Annotated in this window: 23 protein-coding genes and 2 riboswitches; of the genes, 14 read left to right on the forward strand and 9 right to left on the reverse strand. The window is 36.4% G+C overall.

Going from position 1 to position 24,260, the window contains the following annotated elements:
- The first annotated feature begins 18 nt into the window (after positions 1–18).
- Entirely contained in the window at positions 19–831 is an 813-nt protein-coding gene (locus D0S48_RS19575; protein WP_151113506.1) for an ABC transporter ATP-binding protein, read from the forward strand.
- Between the two features lie 313 nt (positions 832–1,144).
- Here the strand turns inward: D0S48_RS19575 and D0S48_RS19580 are convergent, their stop codons facing one another.
- A complete protein-coding gene (locus tag D0S48_RS19580) occupies positions 1,145–1,426 on the reverse strand; it encodes a hypothetical protein (RefSeq protein WP_151113508.1) in 282 nt (93 codons plus the stop codon).
- Positions 1,427–1,646: 220 nt separating this feature from the next.
- On the opposite strand from D0S48_RS19580, the gene D0S48_RS19585 reads away from it, so the two are divergent.
- From D0S48_RS19585 to D0S48_RS19600, 4 genes are all read left to right on the forward strand, one after another.
- Complete coding sequence (locus D0S48_RS19585) at positions 1,647–2,771, forward strand: DUF418 domain-containing protein (protein ID WP_191963839.1); 1,125 nt, start codon at positions 1,647–1,649, stop codon at positions 2,769–2,771.
- A gap of 59 nt (positions 2,772–2,830) precedes the next feature.
- A complete protein-coding gene (locus D0S48_RS19590; RefSeq protein ID WP_225321654.1) occupies positions 2,831–3,871 on the forward strand; it encodes a sensor histidine kinase in 1,041 nt (346 codons plus the stop codon).
- Positions 3,872–3,883: 12 nt separating this feature from the next.
- Positions 3,884–4,492, forward strand: a complete 609-nt coding sequence (locus D0S48_RS19595; protein ID WP_151113512.1) for a response regulator transcription factor — start codon at positions 3,884–3,886, stop codon at positions 4,490–4,492.
- Between the two features lie 105 nt (positions 4,493–4,597).
- A complete protein-coding gene (locus tag D0S48_RS19600) occupies positions 4,598–5,344 on the forward strand; it encodes an alpha/beta hydrolase (RefSeq protein ID WP_151113514.1) in 747 nt (248 codons plus the stop codon).
- 266 nt (positions 5,345–5,610) lie between these two features.
- Here D0S48_RS19600 and D0S48_RS19605 read toward each other — a convergent pair whose 3' ends face one another.
- On the reverse strand, positions 5,611–5,979 hold the full coding sequence (locus tag D0S48_RS19605) for a Na-translocating system protein MpsC family protein (protein ID WP_151113516.1): 369 nt from the start codon (positions 5,977–5,979) through the stop codon (positions 5,611–5,613).
- A gap of 247 nt (positions 5,980–6,226) precedes the next feature.
- Positions 6,227–6,368: riboswitch (cyclic di-AMP (ydaO/yuaA leader) on the reverse strand.
- A gap of 252 nt (positions 6,369–6,620) precedes the next feature.
- Positions 6,621–6,762: riboswitch (cyclic di-AMP (ydaO/yuaA leader) on the forward strand.
- A 544-nt stretch (positions 6,763–7,306) separates the two neighbouring features.
- On the opposite strand from D0S48_RS19605, the gene D0S48_RS21370 reads away from it, so the two are divergent.
- The 5 genes from D0S48_RS21370 to D0S48_RS19630 all read left to right on the forward strand — a co-directional run bounded on the left by D0S48_RS21370 (position 7,307) and on the right by D0S48_RS19630 (position 12,272).
- Positions 7,307–7,384 (forward strand): potassium-transporting ATPase subunit F, encoded by a 78-nt coding sequence (locus D0S48_RS21370; RefSeq protein ID WP_144537104.1) that lies wholly within the window; start codon positions 7,307–7,309, stop codon positions 7,382–7,384.
- A gap of 26 nt (positions 7,385–7,410) precedes the next feature.
- Positions 7,411–9,081 (forward strand): potassium-transporting ATPase subunit KdpA, encoded by a 1,671-nt coding sequence (gene kdpA, locus D0S48_RS19615; protein WP_151113518.1) that lies wholly within the window; start codon positions 7,411–7,413, stop codon positions 9,079–9,081.
- Positions 9,082–9,117: 36 nt separating this feature from the next.
- Complete coding sequence (kdpB, locus tag D0S48_RS19620) at positions 9,118–11,157, forward strand: potassium-transporting ATPase subunit KdpB (RefSeq protein ID WP_151113520.1); 2,040 nt, start codon at positions 9,118–9,120, stop codon at positions 11,155–11,157.
- Positions 11,158–11,182: 25 nt separating this feature from the next.
- Positions 11,183–11,737 carry a potassium-transporting ATPase subunit KdpC gene (gene kdpC, locus D0S48_RS19625; protein ID WP_151113522.1) on the forward strand — a complete coding sequence of 185 codons (555 nt, stop codon included), beginning with the start codon at positions 11,183–11,185 and terminating at the stop codon, positions 11,735–11,737.
- A gap of 304 nt (positions 11,738–12,041) precedes the next feature.
- Positions 12,042–12,272 (forward strand): hypothetical protein, encoded by a 231-nt coding sequence (locus D0S48_RS19630; protein WP_144535334.1) that lies wholly within the window; start codon positions 12,042–12,044, stop codon positions 12,270–12,272.
- A gap of 284 nt (positions 12,273–12,556) precedes the next feature.
- On the opposite strand, the gene D0S48_RS19635 is transcribed toward D0S48_RS19630, so the two are convergent.
- The 5 genes from D0S48_RS19635 to rpsD all read right to left on the reverse strand — a co-directional run bounded on the left by D0S48_RS19635 (position 12,557) and on the right by rpsD (position 17,491).
- On the reverse strand, positions 12,557–13,231 hold the full coding sequence (locus D0S48_RS19635; protein WP_151113524.1) for an ABC transporter ATP-binding protein: 675 nt from the start codon (positions 13,229–13,231) through the stop codon (positions 12,557–12,559).
- Position 13,232: 1 nt separating this feature from the next.
- On the reverse strand, positions 13,233–14,267 hold the full coding sequence (locus D0S48_RS19640; RefSeq protein WP_151113526.1) for an ABC transporter permease: 1,035 nt from the start codon (positions 14,265–14,267) through the stop codon (positions 13,233–13,235).
- A 283-nt stretch (positions 14,268–14,550) separates the two neighbouring features.
- Complete coding sequence (locus tag D0S48_RS19645) at positions 14,551–15,921, reverse strand: sensor histidine kinase (RefSeq protein WP_151113528.1); 1,371 nt, start codon at positions 15,919–15,921, stop codon at positions 14,551–14,553.
- Positions 15,918–16,592, reverse strand: a complete 675-nt coding sequence (locus D0S48_RS19650; protein WP_151113530.1) for a response regulator transcription factor — start codon at positions 16,590–16,592, stop codon at positions 15,918–15,920. The genes D0S48_RS19645 and D0S48_RS19650 overlap by 4 nt, the downstream gene beginning before the upstream one ends.
- A 296-nt stretch (positions 16,593–16,888) precedes the next feature.
- Positions 16,889–17,491 carry a 30S ribosomal protein S4 gene (gene rpsD / locus D0S48_RS19655; protein WP_144535344.1) on the reverse strand — a complete coding sequence of 201 codons (603 nt, stop codon included), beginning with the start codon at positions 17,489–17,491 and terminating at the stop codon, positions 16,889–16,891.
- Positions 17,492–17,637: 146 nt separating this feature from the next.
- Between rpsD and D0S48_RS20780 the strand changes: the two genes are divergently transcribed.
- From D0S48_RS20780 to megL, 3 genes are all read left to right on the forward strand, one after another.
- Positions 17,638–17,790, forward strand: coding sequence for a hypothetical protein (locus D0S48_RS20780; RefSeq protein WP_154310360.1), 153 nt, complete (start codon positions 17,638–17,640; stop codon positions 17,788–17,790).
- A gap of 70 nt (positions 17,791–17,860) precedes the next feature.
- Positions 17,861–19,720, forward strand: a complete 1,860-nt coding sequence (locus tag D0S48_RS19660; protein ID WP_151113531.1) for a sensor domain-containing diguanylate cyclase — start codon at positions 17,861–17,863, stop codon at positions 19,718–19,720.
- Between the two features lie 75 nt (positions 19,721–19,795).
- On the forward strand, positions 19,796–20,989 hold the full coding sequence (gene megL / locus D0S48_RS19665; RefSeq protein ID WP_370455707.1) for a methionine gamma-lyase: 1,194 nt from the start codon (positions 19,796–19,798) through the stop codon (positions 20,987–20,989).
- Positions 20,990–21,057: 68 nt separating this feature from the next.
- Here megL and D0S48_RS19670 read toward each other — a convergent pair whose 3' ends face one another.
- Together D0S48_RS19670 and hisJ are read right to left on the reverse strand one after the other, a co-directional pair.
- Entirely contained in the window at positions 21,058–21,537 is a 480-nt protein-coding gene (locus D0S48_RS19670) for a GAF domain-containing protein (RefSeq protein ID WP_144535348.1), read from the reverse strand.
- 14 nt (positions 21,538–21,551) lie between these two features.
- Positions 21,552–22,349, reverse strand: coding sequence for a histidinol-phosphatase HisJ (gene hisJ / locus D0S48_RS19675; protein ID WP_151113533.1), 798 nt, complete (start codon positions 22,347–22,349; stop codon positions 21,552–21,554).
- A gap of 147 nt (positions 22,350–22,496) precedes the next feature.
- On the opposite strand from hisJ, the gene ezrA reads away from it, so the two are divergent.
- Positions 22,497–24,197: a septation ring formation regulator EzrA gene (gene ezrA / locus D0S48_RS19680; protein WP_151113535.1), complete on the forward strand. Its 1,701-nt coding sequence runs from the start codon at positions 22,497–22,499 to the stop codon at positions 24,195–24,197.
- Positions 24,198–24,260: the final 63 nt, after the last annotated feature.

Below are 24,260 nucleotides of genomic sequence, written 5' to 3' on the forward strand. Positions count from 1 at the left end.
GTGAAGGAGTGTATTGAAATGAAACAAGTGATTGAGACACAAAATTTAACCCTTTCTTATGGGGAAAGTATTATTATAGATGATTTAAATCTTCAAATAGCAAAAGGGGAAATTACTGTTTTCATCGGTGGAAACGGGTGTGGGAAATCAACACTTCTTCGTTCAATTGCTCGTTTGTTAAAGCCAAAAAATGGCGCAGTATTGCTTGAAGGTAGTGCAATATCTAAAATGTCCACTAAGGATGTTGCTAAACAAATGTCTATTCTTCCACAATCGCCAATTGCGCCTGAGGGATTAACGGTTCTACAGTTAGTGAAGCAAGGAAGATATCCTTACCAAACATGGTTAAAACAATGGACAGAGGAAGATGAAGAAAAAGTAAAAAATGCTTTAAAAGCAACTGGTATTGAAGACCTCAAAGATCGACCGGTGGATTCTTTATCCGGGGGACAACGGCAAAGAGCATGGATTGCCATGACTTTAGCTCAAGATACAGATATTATCCTACTGGATGAGCCAACTACTTATCTTGATATGACACATCAAATTGAAATTCTTGATTTGCTTTATGAACTAAATGAAAACGAGAAACGAACGATTGTAATGGTACTACATGATATCAATTTGGCATGCAGATATGCGGATAATATAGTAGCGATTAAGGACCGGGAAATATATGCTCAGGGTAAACCAGAGCATATTATAAGCTGTCCTTTAGTAAAAAATGTGTTTGGTATGGATTGTCAGATTACAAAAGATCCGCTGTTTGGTACGCCATTATGTATTCCATTTGGTAAGGGAAGATGCATTCTACAGGAAGTAGAAGTCTAATCGGATCTGAGTCTCGATATCGATAAACTTCAGAACAATGTTTTCTTATCTTTTTATATGAAACATTTGACTCCCTAAAACTAAAGATAACAACTAACGTTGACTTCCTTACTTCTTCCCTCCCGTGGAAACTTACAGGTATAGCTGGGAGGTTGTTTAGCAGTCCAAGGGTAAGGTTACTGTTGATATAACTATTTATCGGTGAATTCGTTAGAAATTGGTGAAGTCTGACCATTCGATATTGGAGCATTAGACATATCTTCAGCTACAGGGAGTCTTTCAATTTTAGTTTTAGGTAGACTAGATTTCTCGTCTACAGTATTGTTTTTAACAAAGCAAGTTTAAGTTTGGATGGAGTTTCATACTTAAGAACTCTAAACTCTTCCCCTTTATATAAAGGCCTATTACTGTGTCTCAGTATGCCTTCATTATCCTTCTGATAAAGCTGTGTTGTACATAACACAGTCACTTTACCAATTTGTCCATTTCGTAATTCAGTTTTTCCCCACATCACTTTTGTTGATGCTTCTGCTAATGTCGCAGTTGTTATTAACAAAGCTGGAAATATTAAAGCAGCTATTATTAGATTTTTCATAAGTATTCACTTACTTCTAAGATAAATCAATAATTATATCGGTATAATATGTTAATTTTGTTACTAAAAATAAATAGTGTAACCAACACTTCATGTAAAACCTCTTCATGACATGTGTCATCTTATACTCCTGACTGTTGTGAATGTTAGTGACTGTCGTTTTTCTTTATATTTTATCTAGGGGCATGAGCTCATACTTAAAATGAAAGAGGGATTTCTGATGACAAGTGAAAGACTGCGCTTAATCGATATTCTCCGAGGCTTTGCAGTGCTTGGAACGCTGGGAACTAATATTTGGATTTTTGCTTATTTGGGAGACCTATCTTATATAACGACTGCTAACTTTACCGAATGGTGGGTATTAGAGGACTTTTTACGAATGGTAGTGCTCTTTATTGTTAATGGGAAACTTCTCGGATTACTTACGATTATGTTTGGAGTAGGATTAGAGATGAAATATCAGCAGGCAATCAGGAAGGGTAATGCCTGGCCTGGTGTATATATATGGACTTTATTGTTTTTACTCTTAGAAGGGTTTATTCATTTTACTCTAGTAATGGAATATGACATTTTGATGAGCTATGCCGTAACTGGATTAATCGTTGCTCTTGTTCTAAAAAGAGGAGATACCTTTATAAAAAAAATAATGATTGGAGTTGGTAGTTTTCATGCGATAATTGTTCTATTGATCTTAGTGGGAGCACTAGTAGGGGTCGTAAACATGTCCTTAGGTTCATATGAAGGAGCTGCACTCTATGAAAGTGGTACATGGCTAAAACAGGTTGAAAATCGTTTATTTAATTTTGTTTATTATAGATTAGAAGCTATTTTGATAGTACCGATGAACATATGCTTGTTTTTGTTAGGAGTATTCCTTATGCGTTCAGGAGTATTTTCAAAAACAGAGAAGGGCAAAAGTCAGCGTAAAAAACTGTTTCAAATAGGGATGTATATAGGTGTTCCGTTAAATCTTCTTATTTTTATACCAGGAGGAGCATTTGATTTACCTGTTCGTTATTTATTCGCACCAATTATGTCTCTTGGCTATATAGGATTATTTGGTATATTAATAGAATATAGAAAGTTTGAGTGGCTTTGGTCTCGATTTGAAGAGGTTGGGAAAATGTCACTAAGCTGCTATGTATCACAGAATCTCATAGCTTCTATTGTATTTTATGGCTGGGGTCTAGGATTAGGCGGGAAATTAGGAAGTTTATCTATCATTACAATTTGGCTCAGTATTACTCTATTTCAATTTCTATTTGCCTATTTTTGTATAAGGAAGCTACACACTGGACCGTTAGAGTGGATGAGAAGAAAAGCGGTAGCGATAGTCTCTAAATAACTTAAATAATTGAGGTGATCAATATAAAATTTTATCCAAAGGATCAAGCTGCCAAATACTTGATCATAGATGTGGCCTCAATAGTTTTTCTTTTTACCGTAGTAATGCTATCTGATTCATACTTGCATAACGGGGTGAAGCTAATCCTTCTCCTATCGATTATTTGTTCCTATTATATTGCATTGTGGAATAAGGATTGGCGCCTTCTATGTGCTGTGCTAGCAGGTTACTTCCTCCTTATAATATTAAGCCTTTACGAAGGCTCAGTAATTATTACTTTTGGTTTTTTGTTTGCAGATTTGTTAGGGAGAGCTAAGTCTAAACTTCACATAGGGCTTGGAATAGTAGGAGTTGCCTCCCTGTTTCTTCTTATTCTCTGGAAGGAGCAGCTCAGTGGTATAGATTTCGCTGTATTAGTGGCATTCATGATTATTCAGCTTGCCTTGCCAATACTTCGATATTTTCTTTTAAAAACAACGAATCTACAAACAAAATTAAATGAAGTAAATAAACAACTCGTTCAACAAGAAGAAAGGCAACGAATTGCAAGAGATCTTCATGATACAATCGGCCATACTTTGACGATGATCAAGCTGAAGACTGAGCTTGCTTCGAAATTAGTAGAGCCGGAACAAACCAAGGTAAAGGGAGAGCTAAACGACATCTTAGCAACAACAAGGACTGCTATGAAGCAAGTGAGAGAATTAGTGACGGATATGAAATTTGTATCTCTAGAAAGTGAGCTAGAACATACACAGGAATTGCTAAAATCCGCTGGTATTATCGTTCACTATAATAATAATTTCCAGCAGTTGTTATCGAGTGTAGAAGAAACTATGATATCTCTTTGTTTAAGAGAAGCGACAACTAATATTCTTAGACATAGTCAAGCGAAACGTTGTGAGATACATACAAGCATAAATGATAGGTTATTCTGCGTACACATAAAGGACGATGGAATAGGAATAGAGATGAAGAAATTTGGCAATGGTCTAGTATCGATGAAGGAACGTATGAATTCTTTACAGGGGGACGTGTTTATAGATGGTGCTCCCTCGGGAGGCACTTTGGTAACGATCACATTACCTATTCATTTGTAAGGGGGATACATAGTGATAAGAGTGGTAATTGCAGAGGATCAAAAAATGCTCCTAGGAGCCTTTTCTTCATTAATAGCATTTGAAACTGATATAGAGGTCGTTGGAGAAGCTCAAGATGGTCAGAAAGCCTGGGAATTGATCGTGGAGAAAATACCTGATGTATGTATTTTGGATATTGAAATGCCACATATGACAGGTCTGGAGCTTGCGCGAAAAATTAAAGAGGAACAAATTCCGAGCAAAGTAATGATTGTGACAACTTTTTCACGAGTTGGATATTTGCAAAAAGCTATTGATAGTGATGTTACAGGATATCTATTGAAGGATGAGCCAATCGATTATTTAATAGATTCAATCCGGAAGGTGGCAGCTGGTGAGAAAGTTGTGAGCAGAGACTTAGCTGCTACACTTTTCATGAAAGTAGAGAATCCGCTTAATGATCGAGAAAGAGACGTATTACGCCTTGTAAGAGAAGGTCTAACTACATCAGAAATCACGAGGAGATTATTTTTAACAAAGGGCACCGTCCGTAATTATTTGTCCTCCTCTATCCAAAAGCTACAGGTGGAAAGCAGGCAGCAGGCTGTTAACAAAGCAAATGAAAACGGGTGGCTTGAATGAAAGACCCCTTTCTTTTTATAGTTTATAGTATATACAAATGTGGTAGAGGAATAATGGCATAAAACATAGTTTTGTAAATATGATAATTTAAAAGGGGATGGGAAAGTGAATTATGAAGTGTTGAAGGATGCAGAGGAATTTTACTTCGAGGGAAATCACGTTGGAGTTTTAGTTATTCATGGCTTTACAGGTACAACTCAAAGTATGCGTTTTTTAGGAGAAAGGTTTGCGGAAGCTGGCTTTACTGTTGTTGGACCAAGGCTCACTGGCCATGGTACGGCTCCTGAGGATATGGAACAAGCAAGCTATGAGGATTGGATAAAAGATGTGGAAAGAGGATTGAACAAGCTGAAAGAAACTTGTACTGATATCTTTGTTTGTGGATTATCTATGGGTGGTACTCTTACATTATACCTGGCAGAAAATCACAAGGAAATCAAAGGGATTATGCCTGTTAATGCTGCAATCTATATGCCGGAAATGATAGAAAATTATGAAGTCCTTTCAAAAGAGGAAACTAGGTTTGTTGATGGAATTGGGTCGGATATTAAGCAAGAGGGAATACAAGAACTAGCGTATTCGAAGACACCAGTGAAGTCAATGTCTGATATCATTTTGCTGTCTAGATTAGTAAGAGATAATCTTTCTAAAATTACAGCACCAGCTTTGATATTTAAGTCTACAGTAGATCATGTCGTGCCACCTGAAAACTCGCATCAAATATTCGAGGCAATATCCTCTGTTGGAAAAGAAATAGTGGAATTAGAAAATAGCTATCATGTTGCTACGCTTGATACTGATAAAGAGCTGATAGCAGATAGAAGCATACAGTTTATAAATGCACGAATATAAAGATGAACGTCTCGGAACCACTGGTTTCGAGGCTTTTTTTGAAATACAATCGTCCCATTAATCTCCGTCATTAAACTTTATTGCAGTTGGAGGAAGGTGACGTCCAAGTAAAAGTCATAAGATAATATAAAAAGGAGAATGGTCGCAACGTGAATAACGACCATCTCTCTAAAGTTTTCAGGTAATGAACTGTTCCAAATCGTATCATAAAAGTAGAGAATTAGTACCTATACGCAATGTTGCTTATTCACTTGGATAGGTTGTTCTCATGCATTTACCAAGAGGAATTGCTCTAAATCTTTTTCAAGGATAAATACCTCGATTCTTTCACCAGTCTTAGTGCTTATATCCGAATGAGAGGAAAGAACCTTGCAGCCAGTATACTCTTCTACAATTTTTTCATATTCCTTACTATACTGTTCGCGAAGTAATGTACGCATTTGTTTGACAAGACGTCTTCCAGTAGTATGATTGACGAGGTGTTTTTCCTCTACTGTTAGAACTCCTTTAAAACGGGTGATTAACATATCATTAATAATATATGTTTTAGCCTCTTGAGGTCCCTTTCCAATCAAATCAAGCTGTAGCTTAATGAATGCTGAACTGATATCAGCCTCTAGTTTCTTTTTTGACATAATGCCTCCAAATGGAATTGTAAGATTTAATATCTAACTAAAAGAGAATAAGTATCTCAGTTATTAAACTTGAAAAAATCTCTGCTAATTCCACAAAATTTATTAATTTTAATATAGCTTAAGAGATAGCTTCAGTTTTTTTGTCGGGCTATTTAAAATAGTAAAAAGTGAAAATATTAACAGTTTAGCCTTTTCATAGTTGGAAGTAAGTGTTTCTTTCAGGTCTTCTAAGAACTTTCTATTCACCTTCTCTCTCCAACAACGCTTACGGGGTTAGCTGTCGGATTCGGATGGTCAGAGTCACCCTACCCATTGAAAGGATTCACCCCAGTTTTAGATAATAGCAGGTGGTTCCCCCGATTCAATAATGAATTCAGCGATTTAGGTTGAAATTGAACCTATCATACTACTTGGAAAAATTTCTGTAAAGAGGATAAATAAGTTAAGAAAATTTTTTAATCCTCTTTATCGAACTGATATTTTCCTAAAGCCATACACTAAACCAATTTACTGTTGAGATAGCAATGATATGAGTTGTTAAACTAGATTAAACTTTTTTATTTTTGAAAAGAATAATATAAATAGTACTTAAGGATTATTTACTTCGGAAAAATAACGTCGTAAAATCCAAACATAACCAATTTGAATATCGGTCTAATCCTGAGCAATCAGGAACGGAGGAACCAATTTTTTGGGGTTAATTCTACAAGTTGTAGAAAGGATGAGATACTCTTTCGCCATCCTACCCGTCAGCTAACTTCGTCGGCTAAAGCGAAGGAGGTCAATGAGACCACCTTATTAATTCACGGGGCTTTTTTGTAGGATTTTAAAGCAGAAAAGCAGCTTGATAAATAGTAGGTCTTTTTATAATGCCTATAATAACTGAAAAGGTTTCATGGAAGACAGAACGCAGAGAGGGCTTTTTGCTTGCTAGGCGCTAAGTAGACCAGTGATACTTTTTCTCCATTAAAAATGTATACTGCTGCAAACTTTTCTAAGTCAGAATATGTGATTGTACTTCACTATTTTGTCTGAAGAATATTTGCACAGTAGCATGTCGGGGAAAAAGTAGTCATTGGTTTTTTTTTGTCTTTATTTTTCGACAATGGCATTATATCTAAAGGAAATTTCTTGATTCCGTTAAGGGGGAAATTTAAAGATGTGATTTTTAAGAAGGTTAGTTAAAGGATGGGCTACAAGCAATTATAGAAAGGAAGAATTATATGGATGTCGTATCTATTTTGCTAATAATATTCTCATTTTCTCTTTTTTTTGGATTTACAGCATTTTGCAACAAAGTAATTGAAGAGAAAGGAAGGGAAAAGCGATGATTATTTTACTTGTTTTTTCTATTGCAACTTCAATTTATTTGCTGGATGCATTGATTCGTCCTGAGAGATATTAAATTTTCAAGTATATGGAGGTAATGAAATGGATTTATTTCAAATCGCATTAGTCTTGGCTATTGCGTTATTAATCGCAATACCGATGGGTAAATATATTGCTTTAAGCTTTTCACTTGAAAGAACAAGACTGGATCGAGTGTTCAATCCTATAGAAAACTTTATATATAAATTATCTGGTATTAGTCAATCACATATGAATTGGAAGCAATACGCAACAGCTTTACTTATTAGTAACTTTGTAATGTTTGGTCTCTGTTACTTGATTGTGAGGCTACAGGGGATTCTGCCCTTTAACCCAAGTGAAATAGAGGGGATGGAAGCATTATTATCATTCAATACGATTTCTAGTTTTCTAACAAATACTAATCTGCAGCACTATAGTGGTGAAAGTGGGCTATCATACTTTTCTCAAATGACAGTGATTACTTTCTTAATGATGACGACACCGGCAACAGGTCTTGCCCTATGTATCGCGTTCATCAGAGGAATTTCAGGTCATAAGAGCTTAGGAAACTTTTACGTGGATTTAGTTCGTTCGCTTACCCGTATTTTCATACCAAGTGCAATAGTAGTAGGTCTCTTATTGGTAGGCCAAGGAGTTCCACAAACCTTGGATCCAACTGCAATTGCAACAACTCTTGAAGGGGGACAACAGCAAATATCTCGAGGACCAGTTGCATCCTTAGAATCTATTAAACATTTGGGAACTAATGGTGGCGGATTCTTTGGTGTTAACGCTGCTCACCCATTTGAAAATCCGACACCATTTTCAAATGTAATACACATGCTTTCGATGTTATTAATACCTATGGCGATTCCTTTTACCTTTGGATATATGACAAAAAAACGGAAGCTAAGCTGGATGCTTACTGGTGCTATGAGTATTATTTTCTTAGCAATGCTAGTAACAATTTATGTTCAAGAGTCTAATGGAAACCAAGATTTAGCTAATATAGGTCTGTCGCAAGATGCAGGAAGTATGGAAGGTAAAGAAGTCAGATTTGGAATTGCCCAAAGTGTTTTATTTACAACTGTAACAACAGCTGCCACTACAGGGTCTGTAAATAATATGCATGATACATTAACGCCTCTCGGTGGCTTTGTGCCACTAGTGTTAATGATGTTAAACAATATCTTCGGGGGAGATGGAGTGGGCTTTGTAAACATTATTATGTATGCAATTTTAGCTGTCTTTATTGCTGGTTTAATGGTAGGCAGGACTCCAGAATTTTTGGGAAGAAAGATTGATGCAAAAGAAATGAAACTAATTGCAATTACCATTCTTATTCATCCTTTAATCATTCTAGTCCCATCTGCGATTGCGCTAACAACTGAAATGGGCAATTCAGCGATCTCGAATGCTAGTTTTCATGGAATATCTCAAGTGATATATGAATTTACATCATCTGCAGCAAACAACGGATCGGGTTTTGAAGGTTTAGGAGATAACACAGATTTTTGGAATATCTCAACAGGTTTGGTAATGTTATTCGGTCGCTACTTTTCTATGATTGCTATGCTTGCTGTTGCTGCGTCTCTAATGGTTAAAAAGCCTGTGCCTGAAACAATAGGAACTATTAGGACTGACAATAGCACGTTTTTAGTTTTCCTAATAGCTACTGTATTGGTTGTTGGAGCATTAACATTCTTCCCAGTACTAGCATTAGGACCAATTGCCGAAGCTCTAACCATGTGAAATTGAAATGAAAAAAGAGATTAAAGGAGTATCATTATGAATTCAGAACGGAACACGGCGCTCACAAACGAGATGATTAAACTGGCTTTTGTCGAATCACTTAGAAAGTTGAATCCAAAAACAATGAGGAAAAACCCTGTCATGTTTGTTGTAGAGATAGGATTTTTAGTGACAATAATAATGACGTTCTTTCCATCTTTCTTTGGAGCAGAATCAGATTTTTATTATAACGGATTTGTAAGTATTATATTGCTTATTACAATTTTATTTGCAAACTTTGCGGAAAGTATAGCGGAGGGGAGAGGTAAGGCACAAGCCGAAAGTCTAAAGAAAACCCAAAAAGATTTACAAGCAAGAGTTTTGTTAGAAGACGGAAGCTATAGTTATGTCTGCTCTAAGGATTTAAAAAAAGGAGACATAATTTTTGTAGAAGCTGGTGAGTTGATTCCAAGTGATGGGGAAGTTATAAAGGGTTTAGCATCTGTCGATGAGTCAGCTATTACAGGTGAATCAGCTACCATTATTAAAGAGTCTGGAGGAGATTTTAGTTCTGTTACTGGAGGAACTAAGGTTATTAGTGATCAACTTACAATACGCATAACCTCTAATCCAGGTGAATCATTTCTAGACCGAATGATTAGTTTAGTAGAAGGTGCTAAGCGACAAAAAACTCCTAATGAAATTGCTCTTAATATAATTTTGGTGAGCTTAACATTAATATTTTTAATCGTTTGTGTTACCTTAGTGCCTATCTCAGGCTATGTAGGGGTTACTATTCCAATCGCTACTTTGGTAGCGTTGCTTGTTTGTTTAATTCCTACCACGATAGGTGGACTCTTGTCTGCAATAGGGATTGCAGGAATGGATCGGGTAACTAAATTCAATGTGATAGCTAAATCAGGAAAAGCGGTGGAAGCTGCTGGGGACATTAATACAATTATTTTGGATAAAACCGGAACAATTACTTATGGGAATAGAATGGCTTCCGAATTTATAACCGTTGAAGATGTTAGATCAGTTGAACTAACAAAAGCGGCATTGCTTAGCTCTTTATATGATGAGACACCTGAAGGACGTTCGATTGTTGAACTAACTAAAGAATTGGGTCTTATCGAGATAGAGCAAAATATGAAAGAATCTTTCGGGGTTGAATTTAATGCACAAGCTCGAATGAGCGGAACAGACTTTCAAAATGGACTTAAAGTACGTAAAGGTGCTGTAGATGCAGTAAAAGAATATGTAATCATGCAAGGTGGCGTTATTCCATCTGATTTAGATGATAAAACAAAATTGATAGCATCCAAAGGTGGAACACCACTTGCTGTAGTAGTAGACAATAAAATAATGGGTTTAATATACCTAAAGGATACTGTTAAGGTTGGATTGAAGGAGCGCTTTGATCAACTACGAAAAATGGGGATTAAAACAATTATGTGTACAGGAGATAACCCATTGACTGCTGCAACCATAGCTAAAGAGGCTGGAGTTGATGAATTTATCGCAGAGGCAAAGCCTGAAGATAAAATTGCTGTTATAAAACGGGAACAAGCAGAAGGGAAGCTTGTAGCAATGACTGGAGACGGAACAAATGACGCGCCGGCACTAGCACAAGCGGATGTAGGAATGGCTATGAATAGCGGTACTATAGCTGCTAAAGATGCTGCTAATATGGTGGACTTAGATTCAGATCCTACCAAAATAATTGAAATTGTAGGTATTGGTAAGCAATTATTAATGACTAGGGGGGCACTGACGACATTCAGTATAGCTAATGATATCGCGAAATACTTCGCAATTATCCCTGCTATGTTTATGTTAACTATCCCTCAAATGAGTACTCTTAACATTATGAATTTAGCTACACCACAAAGTGCCATTCTGTCAGCATTAATTTTTAATGCAGTAATCATTCCGCTACTCATACCACTAGCAATGAGAGGTGTAAAATATTTGCCGATGAAATCTACAAAACTCTTAAGTCGTAACTTATTGATATATGGAATGGGAGGAGTCATTACTCCATTTATTGGAGTTAAGCTAATCGATATATTGTTAGTTTCTATTAATCTTGTTTAAGTAATATAAAAGAAAGGTGATATAAATGTTAAAAAATTTACGTATTAGTATTATGCTACTCTTAATATGTGGATTGGCATATCCTTTAGTAATGACTGGAATTTCACAATTATTAATGCCCGAGAAGGCTGCAGGAAGTATCATTACTAATGCAGAGGGTAATATTATTGGATCTGAACTGATAGGCCAAAAATTTACTGAACCACATTATTTTAATGGGCGAGTATCATCTATAGAATATAATGCTTCCGGATCGGGCTCTATGAATTATGCACCAACAAATAAAGATATGGTTGAACGAACGAAAACCGATTTAAAACTGTTTTTAAAGAACAATCCCGAAGTAAGACAAGAAGATATTCCCAATGATCTATTAACTAACTCTGGCTCGGGACTTGACCAACATATAACCAAGCTTGCTGCACAAATTCAAGTACCTAGAATTGCACAAGAGCGTGGATTAAGTGAAGCTAAACTAATGAATTTAATAGAAGATAATACAGAAAGTCGTCAATTTAATTTTATTGGTGAGCAGAGAATAAATGTCTTGAAATTGAATATTGCACTAGATCAATTGTAAGCATAAGGATAGAATTATGACTTCTTTTCTAAGATGAAGGAGGCAACCTTTAGGAAGCGAAATTTTAATTGGCTTACTTGAAACCCATTGGCGTAAAGAAACAATAGAGCAGTGGAGGAACTAGTAGAGGGCCCTGTAGAAAGGTTCCTTCAGAGTGGCATTTCGATGTGTTAGTTGTAGCAGAACAAAAGCATGCCAAGATAACATAGATACTATCAAAGCTTGGAACTAGTAATGACCTCATTTTAGGTATAAAAATCCATTTATTGGACAATAATTTATCTAAACTGGAGGGGAACTATAAATGCTTTTAGATGAAAAAGAAATCTACTGCTACAGTTGCCGTAGAAAAACCTTATTTACTTGTAGGGATCTGAATAATAATAAAGGTGTAGATAGCCATTGCAGCGAGTGTATAAATTTTTGGTTTGAATGGCAAAACAAAGCGGTAGAGCGAGAAATGAAAAAATGGTTAGATTATAATGAAGGAGTTTTACTTAAGGAGTTTAGCAAAGAGTCAAATTTTTATAGCTAACAAGTAGCAATATAAAATGTAGGTAATAAATAAACTGATAGTCGTACTTAACTATACTATTGACTTCCTAACAACAAAGCATATCCAAGATTTTTCTTAGATATGCTTTTTTTATGCTTGTTAACCCTTTTTTATTCAATGATTTAATAGTAGCAAAAGATTCATAAAATCAAGATTAAAGTGCGTAATTAACCAAGTCAAAGTAGTTATTCCTTTCTCATCTATTTTTTTGCATAAAAAACTCGCCCCTAAATAGGAACGAGTTTGTACTAATGTTATTCTCATTATTTGATTAAGCCATCTTTCATCGTAATGATATGATCAGCATATGCAAGCATTTCCTCGTCATGAGTCACCATCAAGGTTGTAATATTAAGTGTTTTAGTTAAATTGCGAATTAGCTCCATAACATCTTTTGAGCGTTTTGAATCCAAGCTGGCAGTTGGTTCGTCTGCAAAAAGTATTTTGGGTTTATGAATGATGGCACGGGCAATCGCTACCCTTTGTCTCTCCCCACCAGACAAAGATGCTGGGTAGGCATTTTTTCGGTGTTCCATATCAATCAGTTTTAAAATATGGGCAATTTCTTTTTTTTGTTGTTCTTTTTTTAATTTTGATTCCGACACCTCGAGCATTAGAATCAACTGTTCTTCTACTGTAAGGAAAGGTACAAGATGCGCAGACTGAAAGACAAAGCCAAACTCACTAGCCCGGACTTTTCGTATTTGTTCTTGGTCCATGTCTGTCATGTTGTTTCCATTGAACATAATTTGGCCGTCCGATGCCGGTTGGAGCCCTGCTGCAATTGTCAGTAGAGTACTTTTACCAGAACCTGAGGCCCCTACTAGCGCAGTAATCTCGCCTTGTTGAAGAGAAAGGTCGATTCCCTTTAATATTTCTTCTACTACTTCGCCATTTGTAAATTTTTTTCTCACATCATTTATTGTGAAAATTGCCATATTAAACCTCTCCTTGTTGAATCGCTTGCAGCGGTTCGACTTTTTTTATTTGGATACCTGAAAGTGTTGCACCAACAAATCCAATAATGAGGAAAACGATAGACAATTGGACCGTAGTGGCAGCAGTTAAACTAAAAGGCATTCCTTCAGGTGCGATGTAGTTAAAACTCTGGCTAAGTGCAATTGACAGTCCGAGGGCAATGACTGTGATGAAGAGCATCTGAGCCCACATCATTTTAAACAGTGTACTCGTCTTTACACCGATTGCTTTTAAGATCCCATACAATCCGATTTTTTGTACATTCATCATATAGAAGAAGATGGCGAACAACAGCCCGCTGATGACGACTAAAAACCAGACAATCATGTTAAGTGACAATTGTTCCGCACTGTAACTGGGAATAGTATTGAGGAATTCGGTGTTTGAAAAAGATTGTAGCCCTTCGATTGCTAGTAAACTCTCTTCACCAGGTATAAAAATCAATTGCATTTCATTTACCCGATACATCTCTTTGTAGTTTTCCATATTGATAAATGCGACAGGAGCGTGACTGTACTTTTGTTGATCTACAAATCCTTTAACAATGAATTCGCCACTGAATTGGTTGTTGGTCAGTGTATCACCGACTTTTAATCCCTCTTCCTCCAGAGAGCGATCCAGGACAATTTCGCCTTCTTTGACGTTTTCAAACAACTTCGATTCAGTTGATGTGACAAATGCTACACTGCGTTGCTTGTCTTTTTCATCATTCAAAAACCCCATTTGAATGGATAATGCAGCAGCCTCTTCTTTTTCACTTAAAACAGTATCTTGGACACTGGTATCTATCAGCGAAAGATTATAGGTTTCTTCCGCGTCTGTATTCATATAAAATTGTCCATCCGGCAACTCTTTAATCAGAGCTGCGTTGTCTTGGGACAAACCATTAGCGAGACCAGAAATAATGAAGGTCAACAAACTGACCAGAAACACAATCGAACCCAAAATCATAAATCTTATTTTATTTTTTTTAATTTCTTTCCATGCAATGTTCATTTGAATGCCTCCGATTTTGTTTATAGTCTCAGTTTATATCCGTTAGATGAATGGAAGATGAACAAGAGATTACAGTTCGAGATGGAAGTCCCAAAATAACGTTTCACATTTTGAACCCAAAGAAATAAGTAGAAGCCAATCACCCTGTTCCGCGGTGAATGGCTTCTACTTATTTCTCATCTTTTTAGCATATCCAGAACGTTGTCAGCAACATCAAAAGCACAGATTAAACGGAACACTGCAAAGCAAAAAACTCCATTACATTTGTTATTTCAACATTCATTTATAAAAGAGGCAGTTTTATTTGTACTGTCGTGCCTATATTAGGAGTACTTTTTATTTCAACAGTCCCTTTATGCAATTCGACAATCTCTTTTACAATAGCCAATCCTAAACCAGATCCTTTCAATGAACGTATTCGTGCATGATCCGCCCGATAAAAGCGATCAAATGCACGACTGGCTTCTTCAGCTGTCATACCGATCCCTTCATCCAAAACTTCTAACACCATATTAGTAGAAGTAACGCTTAGTTGGACTTCAATGGAATCTCCAGGCTCACTATATTTAATTGCATTGGTCAACAGATTCTCCCAAACAGTTCGAAGGAGTACTGCGTTTCCTTTCACTTTAACAGCTACCAATTTAGCTGAAATTCCAATCTCTTTTTCATCAAATGCGTACCGCAAATGAGACAGTATGTCGCGTATCTGTTGGTCAATGAAAATCTCCTCTACTAAATCTGTCGCTTCTACATCAAATGACGCTAAAGTGAGTAATTGTTTAGTTAAAAGAGATAGGCGAGTCGTTTCTTCTTGGATAATGGCAGCGTATTGTTTTTTTTCCTCCTCGCTGCTTTCTTTCTTTTGAAGAAGAGACAAATAACTTTGTATTGTATGAAGCGGTGATTGTATATCATGGGACACATTGTGAACGAATTCTTTACGTTTTAAGGTGGATTGTTCAATACTATTACGCATCTTGATAAATTGATCGGCCAAACGGCCAATCTCATCTTTTCGATCAATGGAAAGAGGTACGTCAAAGGTTTCCGTACCCATTTTTTCTGTCGCTTCCGTTAATTTCGTAATCGGTTGAATCAATAAGCGTGCGACCAGTAGCATTCCGATAAAACTCAATAAAATGATACCTGCTGCCATTCCACCAAATAATAAGTGAAGTTCTTGGAAAAGAAGCTTAATATTCGGCCGTAGGAAGAGTGCGTGGTTTTCACCATTAAGTTCCAGAGGAACACCCACTGTATTTTCTAGCTCGTTGGCAAAAAAACCGGTAACGAAGGTTTCTCGCGGAAAATCTCGTATACCATTAAAAACTTCCCCGTCCAGAACTTGTTGAACGTTCTCATCATCAATAGATTCGTCCCGGAACTTTCCGCCAAAGCGATTTACAGTCTTTCCATCTGTGACATACAGCTGATAACCGGCATCTCCTAGCAAACTAAAAGCATTTTCAATTTGATCTGAGGGGAGGTTATCCATGAATTCGATAATAGATGTGGCAACGTCCAGATTTTTGTCGTTATTTTCTTCTTTTAAATATTGATGATAATAGGTGTTCATCGCGAAAAAGGAGACAACGCTGCTGAAGAGCATTGTTGCAAAGGTGAACCAAATAAATTTGACATAAAGGCTCATGTGTTCACCTCAAGTTTATAGCCTACTCCTCTTACAGTTATGATCCGAACATCTGGAGCGAAACGCTCTAAACGTTGGCGTAGACGTTTAATATGAACATTCACCGTCTGTTCATTGCCTTGAAAGTCAATTCCCCATATTAGTTCTATTATTAAATCTCGACTCAGCACTTGTCTAGGTCTCGAGGCAAGAAGTGTCAGCAATTCAAATTCTTTAAGGGGAATGAGCAATATTCCTTGTTGCGAGCTTACTTCGTAGCTTTTGAAATCAATGGTCAAGGAACCGATAGTCAACGTGTCATTCTCGGGATAATTATATCTTCGCAAAATAGCCTTAACCCGGTATAACAACTCCTTAGACTCGAAAGGTTTAACTAGATAATCGTCAGAGCCGGCTAAGAATCCACGCTCTTTGTCTTCAATATGATGTCGAGCAGTAAGCAGGATGACTGGAAGATCATAATCTTTACGCAATATTTTTGTAAGTTCAAACCCATCCATACCTGGCATCATTACATCAACTACTGCTAAATCCATTGCCTTAGAATTTAAGCACATTAAAGCTTGTTCGCCTGAAGTCGCTTCAATTACTTCATAGCCATTTTGTCGAAGTTCGGCTGAAACAAAATTCAGCATATGTATATCGTCATCTACTGCAAGTATGCGAATCACTTAAATCCTCCTTCCAATGCATTGTAAAATAACAATAATTAGACTATAAGGCTTAATAAACGAAGAAGCAATTAATGAGAAGAAAAAGGAAAAAGTAATTTATAGAGGCGCCTAAAGAAGATTATTAATGTTTCAATTGGTTTCACGGAGGCCTAGTTTAGGAAGTAGGGTAAAAGGGAGGATTACTTTCTATTACTTGTTTTATCTTTCATTATAGACAAAATAAAAAAGCCTCCAAACCCTGTATTAACAAGGTTATGAAGGCTTTTATCATTACTCTTTGCAGAGCAATAAGATTAACGAGAGTAGAACTCAACGATAAGAGCTTCGTTGATTTCAGCTGATAATTCGCTGCGTTCTGGAAGGCGAACGAAAGTACCAACTTTGTTGTCTGCGTCAAATGTAAGGTATTCTGGTACGAAGTTGTTTACTTCGATTGATTCGTTTACAACGTCCAAGTTTTGAGATTTTTCACGAAGTGAAATTTCTTGACCTGGTTTTAAGCGGTAAGAAGGAATATCAACACGTTTACCATCAACCATAACATGACCGTGGTTAACTAATTGACGAGCTCCACGACGAGTGCGAGCAAGACCTAAACGGTATACAATGTTATCAAGGCGAGTTTCAAGAAGAATCATGAAGTTTTCACCATGTTTACCTTGCATTTTACCAGCTTTATCAAACAAAGTACGGAATTGACGTTCGTTTACACCGTAAGTGTGACGAAGTTTTTGTTTTTCTTGTAATTGAAGACCGTACTCAGTTAATTTTTTACGTTGGTTAGGACCGTGTTGTCCTGGTGCGTATGGGCGTTTTTCTAATTCTTTACCAGTGCCACTTAGTGAGATACCAAGACGACGTGATAATTTCCATGCTGGACCTGTATAGCGAGCCATGAAAGACTCCTCCTTTGTATTGGTTTTATTTTGTTGTAAAATAAGAACCAGATGCATTCAGAAAAGCAGCCATTTCGTTTTCATGTATCATCGCCCTAGCAGCCGAGGGTTACGGGATACACCATCTATATACATAGAGGAACAAAATGAACAATCTAATCCATACAACTGCTGCATTTATTTTACACAAAGATTATTGTATCTTGCAGGAAACAGAAAGTCAATCATATTCGTTTGAACTCATCATATTTAAATTGTTTTTGGAGATAGAATATATTGACAATCAGGTAGTTTTATAGTCAAATTGAATTATAAGTGTTTTGGGCTAAAAGTATCATGTTTTCTCTTAGAAAGCTGAGAGGTGTATAAATGGACAATCAAATAGACTTAACGAAGTTTAAAGGTAAAGTGTTTGACATATGGACAGAATTTGCGTTTAGCCATGAGTCTAGTGCTAAATGGTTCGAGGATTTTAAAATTTTATTAGCCGAATTTTTTGATGTGAAGTATGCCGGCTATTATATACAAGATGCACATACATTTATTCAATTGAAATGGAATCATTCACTCTCCAAGAAAAGAGAAGCCATTAGATGGCATGAGATAGAGGGTTTTTTCTACGAAAAAGATTTTGCAGAAATTCCTTTTATAAGAAAAGAGGAAAAACTGAACAGAGAGGTTTCTATTCTCTTAAGAGATGAAGAAAACGTTATACTCGGAATGCTTATGATGGACCTAACTGAAAAATGGGAGAGATTTTCTCAAACACCAGATGTAAATGAATTTATTGCCATTGTAAGTAAACTAATCAAGGTTATTCGAAAGTCAGTTTATCTCACTCAACAAGAGCACCAATATCGAAATCTATTTAATGTTACAAAGATGTTCCACTCGACTCTAGAAATTGACCAAATTTTACAAGGGACATTATTTGCCATTCATGATGCGTTTCCTGACTTTGGCACGACTCTAATACTATCGAATGATCAAGATCGTAAAACTTCTGTTCCTTATAAGTTGTTTGATTATACAGCGGAAAGACCTGCTACAGTAGAAGCATATGTGTCAGGGGAGATAACTTCCGATTTAGTAGAAGACCTAGAAATGAGACAGCTAAACGTACCGATTAAAGGAAAGCAGGGGAACTATGGGATTTTACAAGTTTCCACCCCTCTAGATTATTTGTTTTCTTATAGACAGAAGGAGTTTATCACGATGCTTGCTGCCACGGCGGGAAATGCATTGGAAAATGCGAAGTTATTTATCCAATCTCACCGTCTAGTAGGTGACTTACAATTAATAAATGAAACTACGCATAAGTTAAATATGAATTTATCGCAGGGTGAAATGGTTATTTTTTTAAGAAATCAACTGATGAAATCCTTTCAACCAGAGCATGTGTGCTTTGTATTTATAGAGGATGAAGAATATTCTATAAATGCAGCAAGTTCGGATTATTTTTATACAATAGAAGGTCAAATGTATATCCAGCACGTGGGCAACCAATTTAAAAAAATGAAGGATTCTCTGTTTATAGCTGACTTCAATCGGATTAGCAATGCAAATGTTGCATATCGATCTCTAGTGGCAATTCCTTTGAGAGAACAAGATACTATTACTGGATTTAGCATTGTATTGCATAGTGAGCCTTACTATTTTTCCTTTGATAGTTTCAAATTAATGCAATCATTAATACAGCATTCCTCTTTAGCACTTAGTAACTCAGCGCTTCGTCATAAGCTTCAAGAAATGGTTGATCGAGATCATTTGACGAATCTCTACGCTAGAAGCTATTTAGATAGGTATGTAGAGGAATCTATGGAGAAGGATACAAGCGGGACATTTGTATTAATGGATATTGATAACTTCAAACAAATAAATGACACACATGGTCATCAAATAGGGGACAGCATTCTTAGGCAAATTGCTACCGTTATTGAGAAGCAAGTTGAAAAATTAGGGATTGGTGCACGTTGGGGTGGGGAGGAGCTTGCTCTATATTTTTCCGAAATGACTCTTGAAGAAGGGAAAAAAATATGTAAATCTCTTTTAGAAATAATTCCTATATATACAAATCCAAGTGTAACTGTGTCTATCGGTGTTTCGTTATGGTGTGAGGACGGCGAAATGAACTTCCACAATTTGTTTCATCATGCTGATACCGCGTTATATGAGGCAAAAAATAATGGTAAAAACCAGCTCTGTGTTTATAAGGCAGACCACTTCTAAGAGTAGCTGCCTTTTCTTTTTTTTAATAAATGTGTACACTATTGTTGTAAGCGTTTACAAAAGGGGTGCACTATTTTGGGAAAATCATCAATGGAAAAAGAAACATTATTAATTCATCAAGGGTATACGACAGAAAATCATCACGATAGTTTAGCTGTTCCGTTGTATCAAACTTCTACTTTTGCATTTGAGAATGCTGAGCAGGGTGCAAGACGATTTGCAGGTGAGGAAGCAGGCGGAATATACTCTCGCTTAGGGAATCCAACTGTTAATGTACTGGAACAAAGAATGGCTGCAATTGAAAATGGAGAGGGAGCGCTTGCCTTTGGGTCGGGGATGGCCGCAGTGAGCACAATCCTAGTACATTTAACAAAGGCAGGTGACCATATTCTATGTACTAGAGGTATTTATGGTTGTACATTCGGCTTACTCAACATTATGAAAGAAAAATACAATATTACACATAGTTTAGAAAAATTAACGACAGAAGAAGAGATTGAAGCTTCTATTAAACCGAATACAAGTTGTATTTATATCGAAACACCGATTAATCCAACAATGGAAATTGTAGACATTGCTTTAATCACGAACATTGCTAGGAAGCATAATATTCCAGTAGTAGTAGATAACACCTTCTGCTCTCCATATATACAAAATCCTTTGGACATAGGAGCGGACTTTGTACTGCATAGTGCAACGAAATACATTAATGGACATGGTGACGTAATAGCTGGACTTCTGGTTGGAAAGAATAAAGAAGAGATGGATAAAATCCGCTCAACAGTTCAAAAGGATTTTGGTGGAATCATTTCTCCGTTTGATGCTTGGCTATTAATTAGAGGGTTAAAAACTTTGCATGTAAGAATGGATAGACATTCAAAAAATGCAGAAGAGGTGTTCTCATTTTTAGCATCGCACCCTTCAGTAGAATCCATTTATTATCCTTTCGATGAGAAAAATCCTCAGTATGAGGTAGCAAAGAAACAGATGAAAAGTGGGGGGGGACTTATTTCTTTTGCAGTTAAAGGAGGCAAAGAAAAAGCCCAACAGCTGATGGATGCTCTTTCCCTTATAAAGATTGCTGTTAGTCTTGGTGATGCAGAAACGCTAATACAGCATCCGGCAACAATGACACATTCTGTTGTACCGGAAAAAGAAAGAGTTGCAATGGGGATCACTGATGGATTACTCCGACTGTCTGTCGGTCTAGAAAACTCCGAAGATATAATAGAGGATTTAAAGCAAGCCTTTGATAATTTGAAGCTATAAAAAAGAGAGGATGGCCGTGACATAAGTCAGGGGCATCCTCTCCTAATATTAAAAAACAAAGTACTATCTTATATATGCTTAATAAGCACCTCTATAAATTTTTCTAAACCCTCTGCATCCTCGGAAGAAAAACGTTCTTTTATAGGGCTATCAATATCTAAAACTCCAACTAGTTTACTATCTTTTACTATAGGTACAACTATCTCCGATTGAGAGGCAGCGTCACAAGCAATATGACCAGGGAATGCGTGAACATCTGGAACGATAATCGTTTCCTGTGTTTCTGCCGCAGTACCACAAACGCCTTTACCCAGCTGTATTCTTACACAAGCAGGTAATCCTTGGAATGGTCCTAGTACAAGACCGCCGTCTTCTACTAAATAAAATCCAACCCAATTGATTTGGTCAAAAAATTGGTTTAAAAGTGCTGCAGCATTACTTAAGTTAGCGATCACATTTTTTTCGCCTTCTAATAGAGCATCTAGCTGCTTAGATAATAATGAATAATTAGCTGATAAGTCAGTTGAATAGTTGGTTGTTTGAAACATATTGATTCTCCATTCTACAATATATTACTTATAAGATTATAATGCTGATGTAAATCTTTTGCTTGATGTGCATCTGATCCGAACACTAAAGGTATTCCTAATTTTTTTGCTAGTGACACGTATGGAAGTGGCGGATAACTCTCTTTACAAAAGGGCTTAGCAAAGCCAGCACTATTTACATCTAACTCCATATTTCTATTCTTTATTTCTACTAGTATAGCTAAAATGTCCTCATGATCGTCAAGCGTTTTGGGAAGGGCGTGCTGAAACTTATGAGCAAGCGTAATATGCCCAATTCGTTTTGGCTTAAATATTCCTAAGTCGCTCGTTATTGAATCCATCACCGTTTTGTAATACAATTTATAGACAGACATAGGATTACCTAGTTTTTGAACAAATTTTAGAAAAACTTCTTTAGAATAATCGATACATACATAGTCATCATGATCGAGTAAGAAATGTACGGATAAAATCGAATCATCTAAATATTTGCCATAAATGTTTAGAAAACTAGTAGTTTCAAGTTCGAAGCCTGTAATATAGTCAATTTCCAAACCTGTAGATATAACAATATCTTGTTTGTATTCTTTTTTCAACTGATCTAGATCAAACAGATATGCCTCAAGTAGTTTTAAGTCCATGCCACTATCTTTGTCTGGAGTAGGGTCTTTAAAATTAGAAGGCAACGGAGCATGCTCGGTAAAGGAGATTTCGCTAGTTCCAGCTTGTATAGCCTTCTCAATATATTGATGAAAGCTATCTAGAGATCCATGTGGGCAGTATGGTGTATGTATATGTCCATCTTTTATCATTATTACTAGCTCCTTTTGACAAAAGTAAAATATTTTTAACATTTCCTAGGTTTATTCTTCTTTTATGAAACAATAACATAAAAAGCATGGTAATATATAGAGTAAGATAAGATTAGAACTTTTTGATTTTGGAACAGGGGGCTTACGATGAGGTATATCATCCCAGCAGTCATTGTACTTTTAGTAATAGCAATCATTGCATTTATCATACGAAAAAAACATCATACAGAAATTGCTCGATTGGAGCATGAAAAGCACCAAATTCAAAACAAGCCTATTTTAGAAGAAATGACGAAAGTTAAACAACTGAATATGAATGGGCAGACAGAGGAAATGTTCGAAAGATGGCGCAATACCTGGACAGAGGTTATGGATGTACATATGCCTAAGATAGACGTTCTTCTTTTTGATGCAGAAGAATATGTAGATAAGTTCCTATTTATGAAAGCCACCAAAATCGAAAAAGAACTTCAAATTTTAATATCCTCTTGTGATGAAAAAATGTCAGGCATCATTAAGGAACTCGAAGAACTGATCGGTAGTGAAGAAAAGAATAGAATTGAAATAGAACAACTGAAAGAGCAGCACCGAGCGGCAAGAAAAACATTACTTGCTCATCAATATTCCTTCGGAGAAGCGGCTCCTGCTCTAGAAGCAAAGTTAGAATCCTTTCTTCCACTTTTCGAGGAATTCGATCATCTAACTGATACTGGTAACTATTTGAGTGCTAGAGAAATAGTGATTAATATTCAAGACGAAGGACAAAAATTCTTTCATAAAATACATGAGATTCCAACATTACTGAGCGAAATTCAACATAAGATTCCAGCTACTATTCATGAATTACGAAATGGTCAAAAAGAAATGGAAGCAAGCTCTTACTACTTGCAACATTTAGAAATGACAAAGAAGTTAGATGGATTAGAAGCGGAGCTTGAAGAATTGAAAGCCTCTATTGTGGAACTCGAGGTTAGTAAGCCATTGACTCGTGTAGAAGAGATTAAAGAAGAAATAGAAACTTTCTATGATTTATTGGAAAAAGAAGTATTGGCTAAAAAGTATGTGGATAATTATAAGGATCAAACCGCTATACGATTAAAAGAAGTAACGAGTGCTACTAAAGCGATAAACGAAGAAGCGACATACGTTCAACAAAGCTATCGTTTACCTGAAAAAGAAGCTGAAATCCCTCAAAGCTGTCTAAAAGAGCTGGAGGAACTTAATAAGAAGTTTAGCCTTCTAGCTCAAAGAGTTGAAGAAGAAAAATCTGCTTATTCTAGCCTTCAAGAGGAGTTAAATGATATTGCTGAAGAAATCGATCGTTTATATGAAGAACAGGATCGTTTTGCAAATCGCTTAAAAAATCTTCGTATTGATGAAAATAAAGCTCGTGAAAAGCTAGATGATTTAAAAGTATTACTACATGATACAGACCGAATGATTCAAAAGGCTAATATTCCAGGAATTCCAGAAGAAATGGACGTCCGTCTAGAAGAAGCAGAAGAGCATATTTATGTTGCTATGCAAAGCCTACAGGAAGTTCCATTGAATATGACGTTAGTAGATGGCTATCTTGAAAAGGCTGAAGCTTGCATGGAAGAAGTACACCAAAAAGCTAAAGAAATGCTAGAGAATGTAGAGTTAACCGAAAAAATTATTCAATATGGTAACCGTTATCGTGCGACACATCCAAATGTCCATGCACGTTTACTCGAAGCAGAGGAAGCATTCAGACAGTTGCGCTATGCTAAGGCGTTAGAGGATGCGGCAACTGCTGTGGAAGAGGTGGAACCGGGAGCTTTAAAGAAAATCGAAATGATGATTAAAGAAGCAGCTTGGCGTACATAACAAATATCTGGCATTAGCTATTAATTACTTTATAAAATCAGATAGAAATGTAGACCACCTCAC

This window comes from Psychrobacillus sp. AK 1817 (assembly GCF_008807035.1).
In the GTDB taxonomy this organism is placed as follows: Bacteria; Bacillota; Bacilli; order Bacillales_A; family Planococcaceae; genus Psychrobacillus; species Psychrobacillus faecigallinarum.

What these genes read in the sequence shown, in the direction of transcription:
- D0S48_RS19645 (WP_151113528.1), bottom strand. Translation starts at nt 15,921, where the DNA reads ATGAGCCTTTATGTCAAATTTATTTGGTTCACCTTTGCAACAATGCTC.
- ezrA (WP_151113535.1), top strand. Translation starts at nt 22,497, where the DNA reads ATGAGGTATATCATCCCAGCAGTCATTGTACTTTTAGTAATAGCAATC.
- D0S48_RS19640 (WP_151113526.1), bottom strand. Translation starts at nt 14,267, where the DNA reads ATGAACATTGCATGGAAAGAAATTAAAAAAAATAAAATAAGATTTATG.
- kdpA (WP_151113518.1), top strand. Translation starts at nt 7,411, where the DNA reads ATGGATTTATTTCAAATCGCATTAGTCTTGGCTATTGCGTTATTAATC.
- D0S48_RS19580 (WP_151113508.1), bottom strand. Translation starts at nt 1,426, where the DNA reads ATGAAAAATCTAATAATAGCTGCTTTAATATTTCCAGCTTTGTTAATA.
- rpsD (WP_144535344.1), bottom strand. Translation starts at nt 17,491, where the DNA reads ATGGCTCGCTATACAGGTCCAGCATGGAAATTATCACGTCGTCTTGGT.
- D0S48_RS20780 (WP_154310360.1), top strand. Translation starts at nt 17,638, where the DNA reads ATGAACAATCTAATCCATACAACTGCTGCATTTATTTTACACAAAGAT.
- kdpC (WP_151113522.1), top strand. Translation starts at nt 11,183, where the DNA reads ATGTTAAAAAATTTACGTATTAGTATTATGCTACTCTTAATATGTGGA.
- D0S48_RS19575 (WP_151113506.1), top strand. Translation starts at nt 19, where the DNA reads ATGAAACAAGTGATTGAGACACAAAATTTAACCCTTTCTTATGGGGAA.
- D0S48_RS19635 (WP_151113524.1), bottom strand. Translation starts at nt 13,231, where the DNA reads ATGGCAATTTTCACAATAAATGATGTGAGAAAAAAATTTACAAATGGC.
- D0S48_RS19605 (WP_151113516.1), bottom strand. Translation starts at nt 5,979, where the DNA reads ATGTCAAAAAAGAAACTAGAGGCTGATATCAGTTCAGCATTCATTAAG.
- hisJ (WP_151113533.1), bottom strand. Translation starts at nt 22,349, where the DNA reads ATGATAAAAGATGGACATATACATACACCATACTGCCCACATGGATCT.
- D0S48_RS21370 (WP_144537104.1), top strand. Translation starts at nt 7,307, where the DNA reads ATGATTATTTTACTTGTTTTTTCTATTGCAACTTCAATTTATTTGCTG.
- D0S48_RS19660 (WP_151113531.1), top strand. Translation starts at nt 17,861, where the DNA reads ATGGACAATCAAATAGACTTAACGAAGTTTAAAGGTAAAGTGTTTGAC.
- D0S48_RS19630 (WP_144535334.1), top strand. Translation starts at nt 12,042, where the DNA reads ATGCTTTTAGATGAAAAAGAAATCTACTGCTACAGTTGCCGTAGAAAA.
- kdpB (WP_151113520.1), top strand. Translation starts at nt 9,118, where the DNA reads ATGAATTCAGAACGGAACACGGCGCTCACAAACGAGATGATTAAACTG.
- D0S48_RS19670 (WP_144535348.1), bottom strand. Translation starts at nt 21,537, where the DNA reads ATGTTTCAAACAACCAACTATTCAACTGACTTATCAGCTAATTATTCA.
- D0S48_RS19585 (WP_191963839.1), top strand. Translation starts at nt 1,647, where the DNA reads ATGACAAGTGAAAGACTGCGCTTAATCGATATTCTCCGAGGCTTTGCA.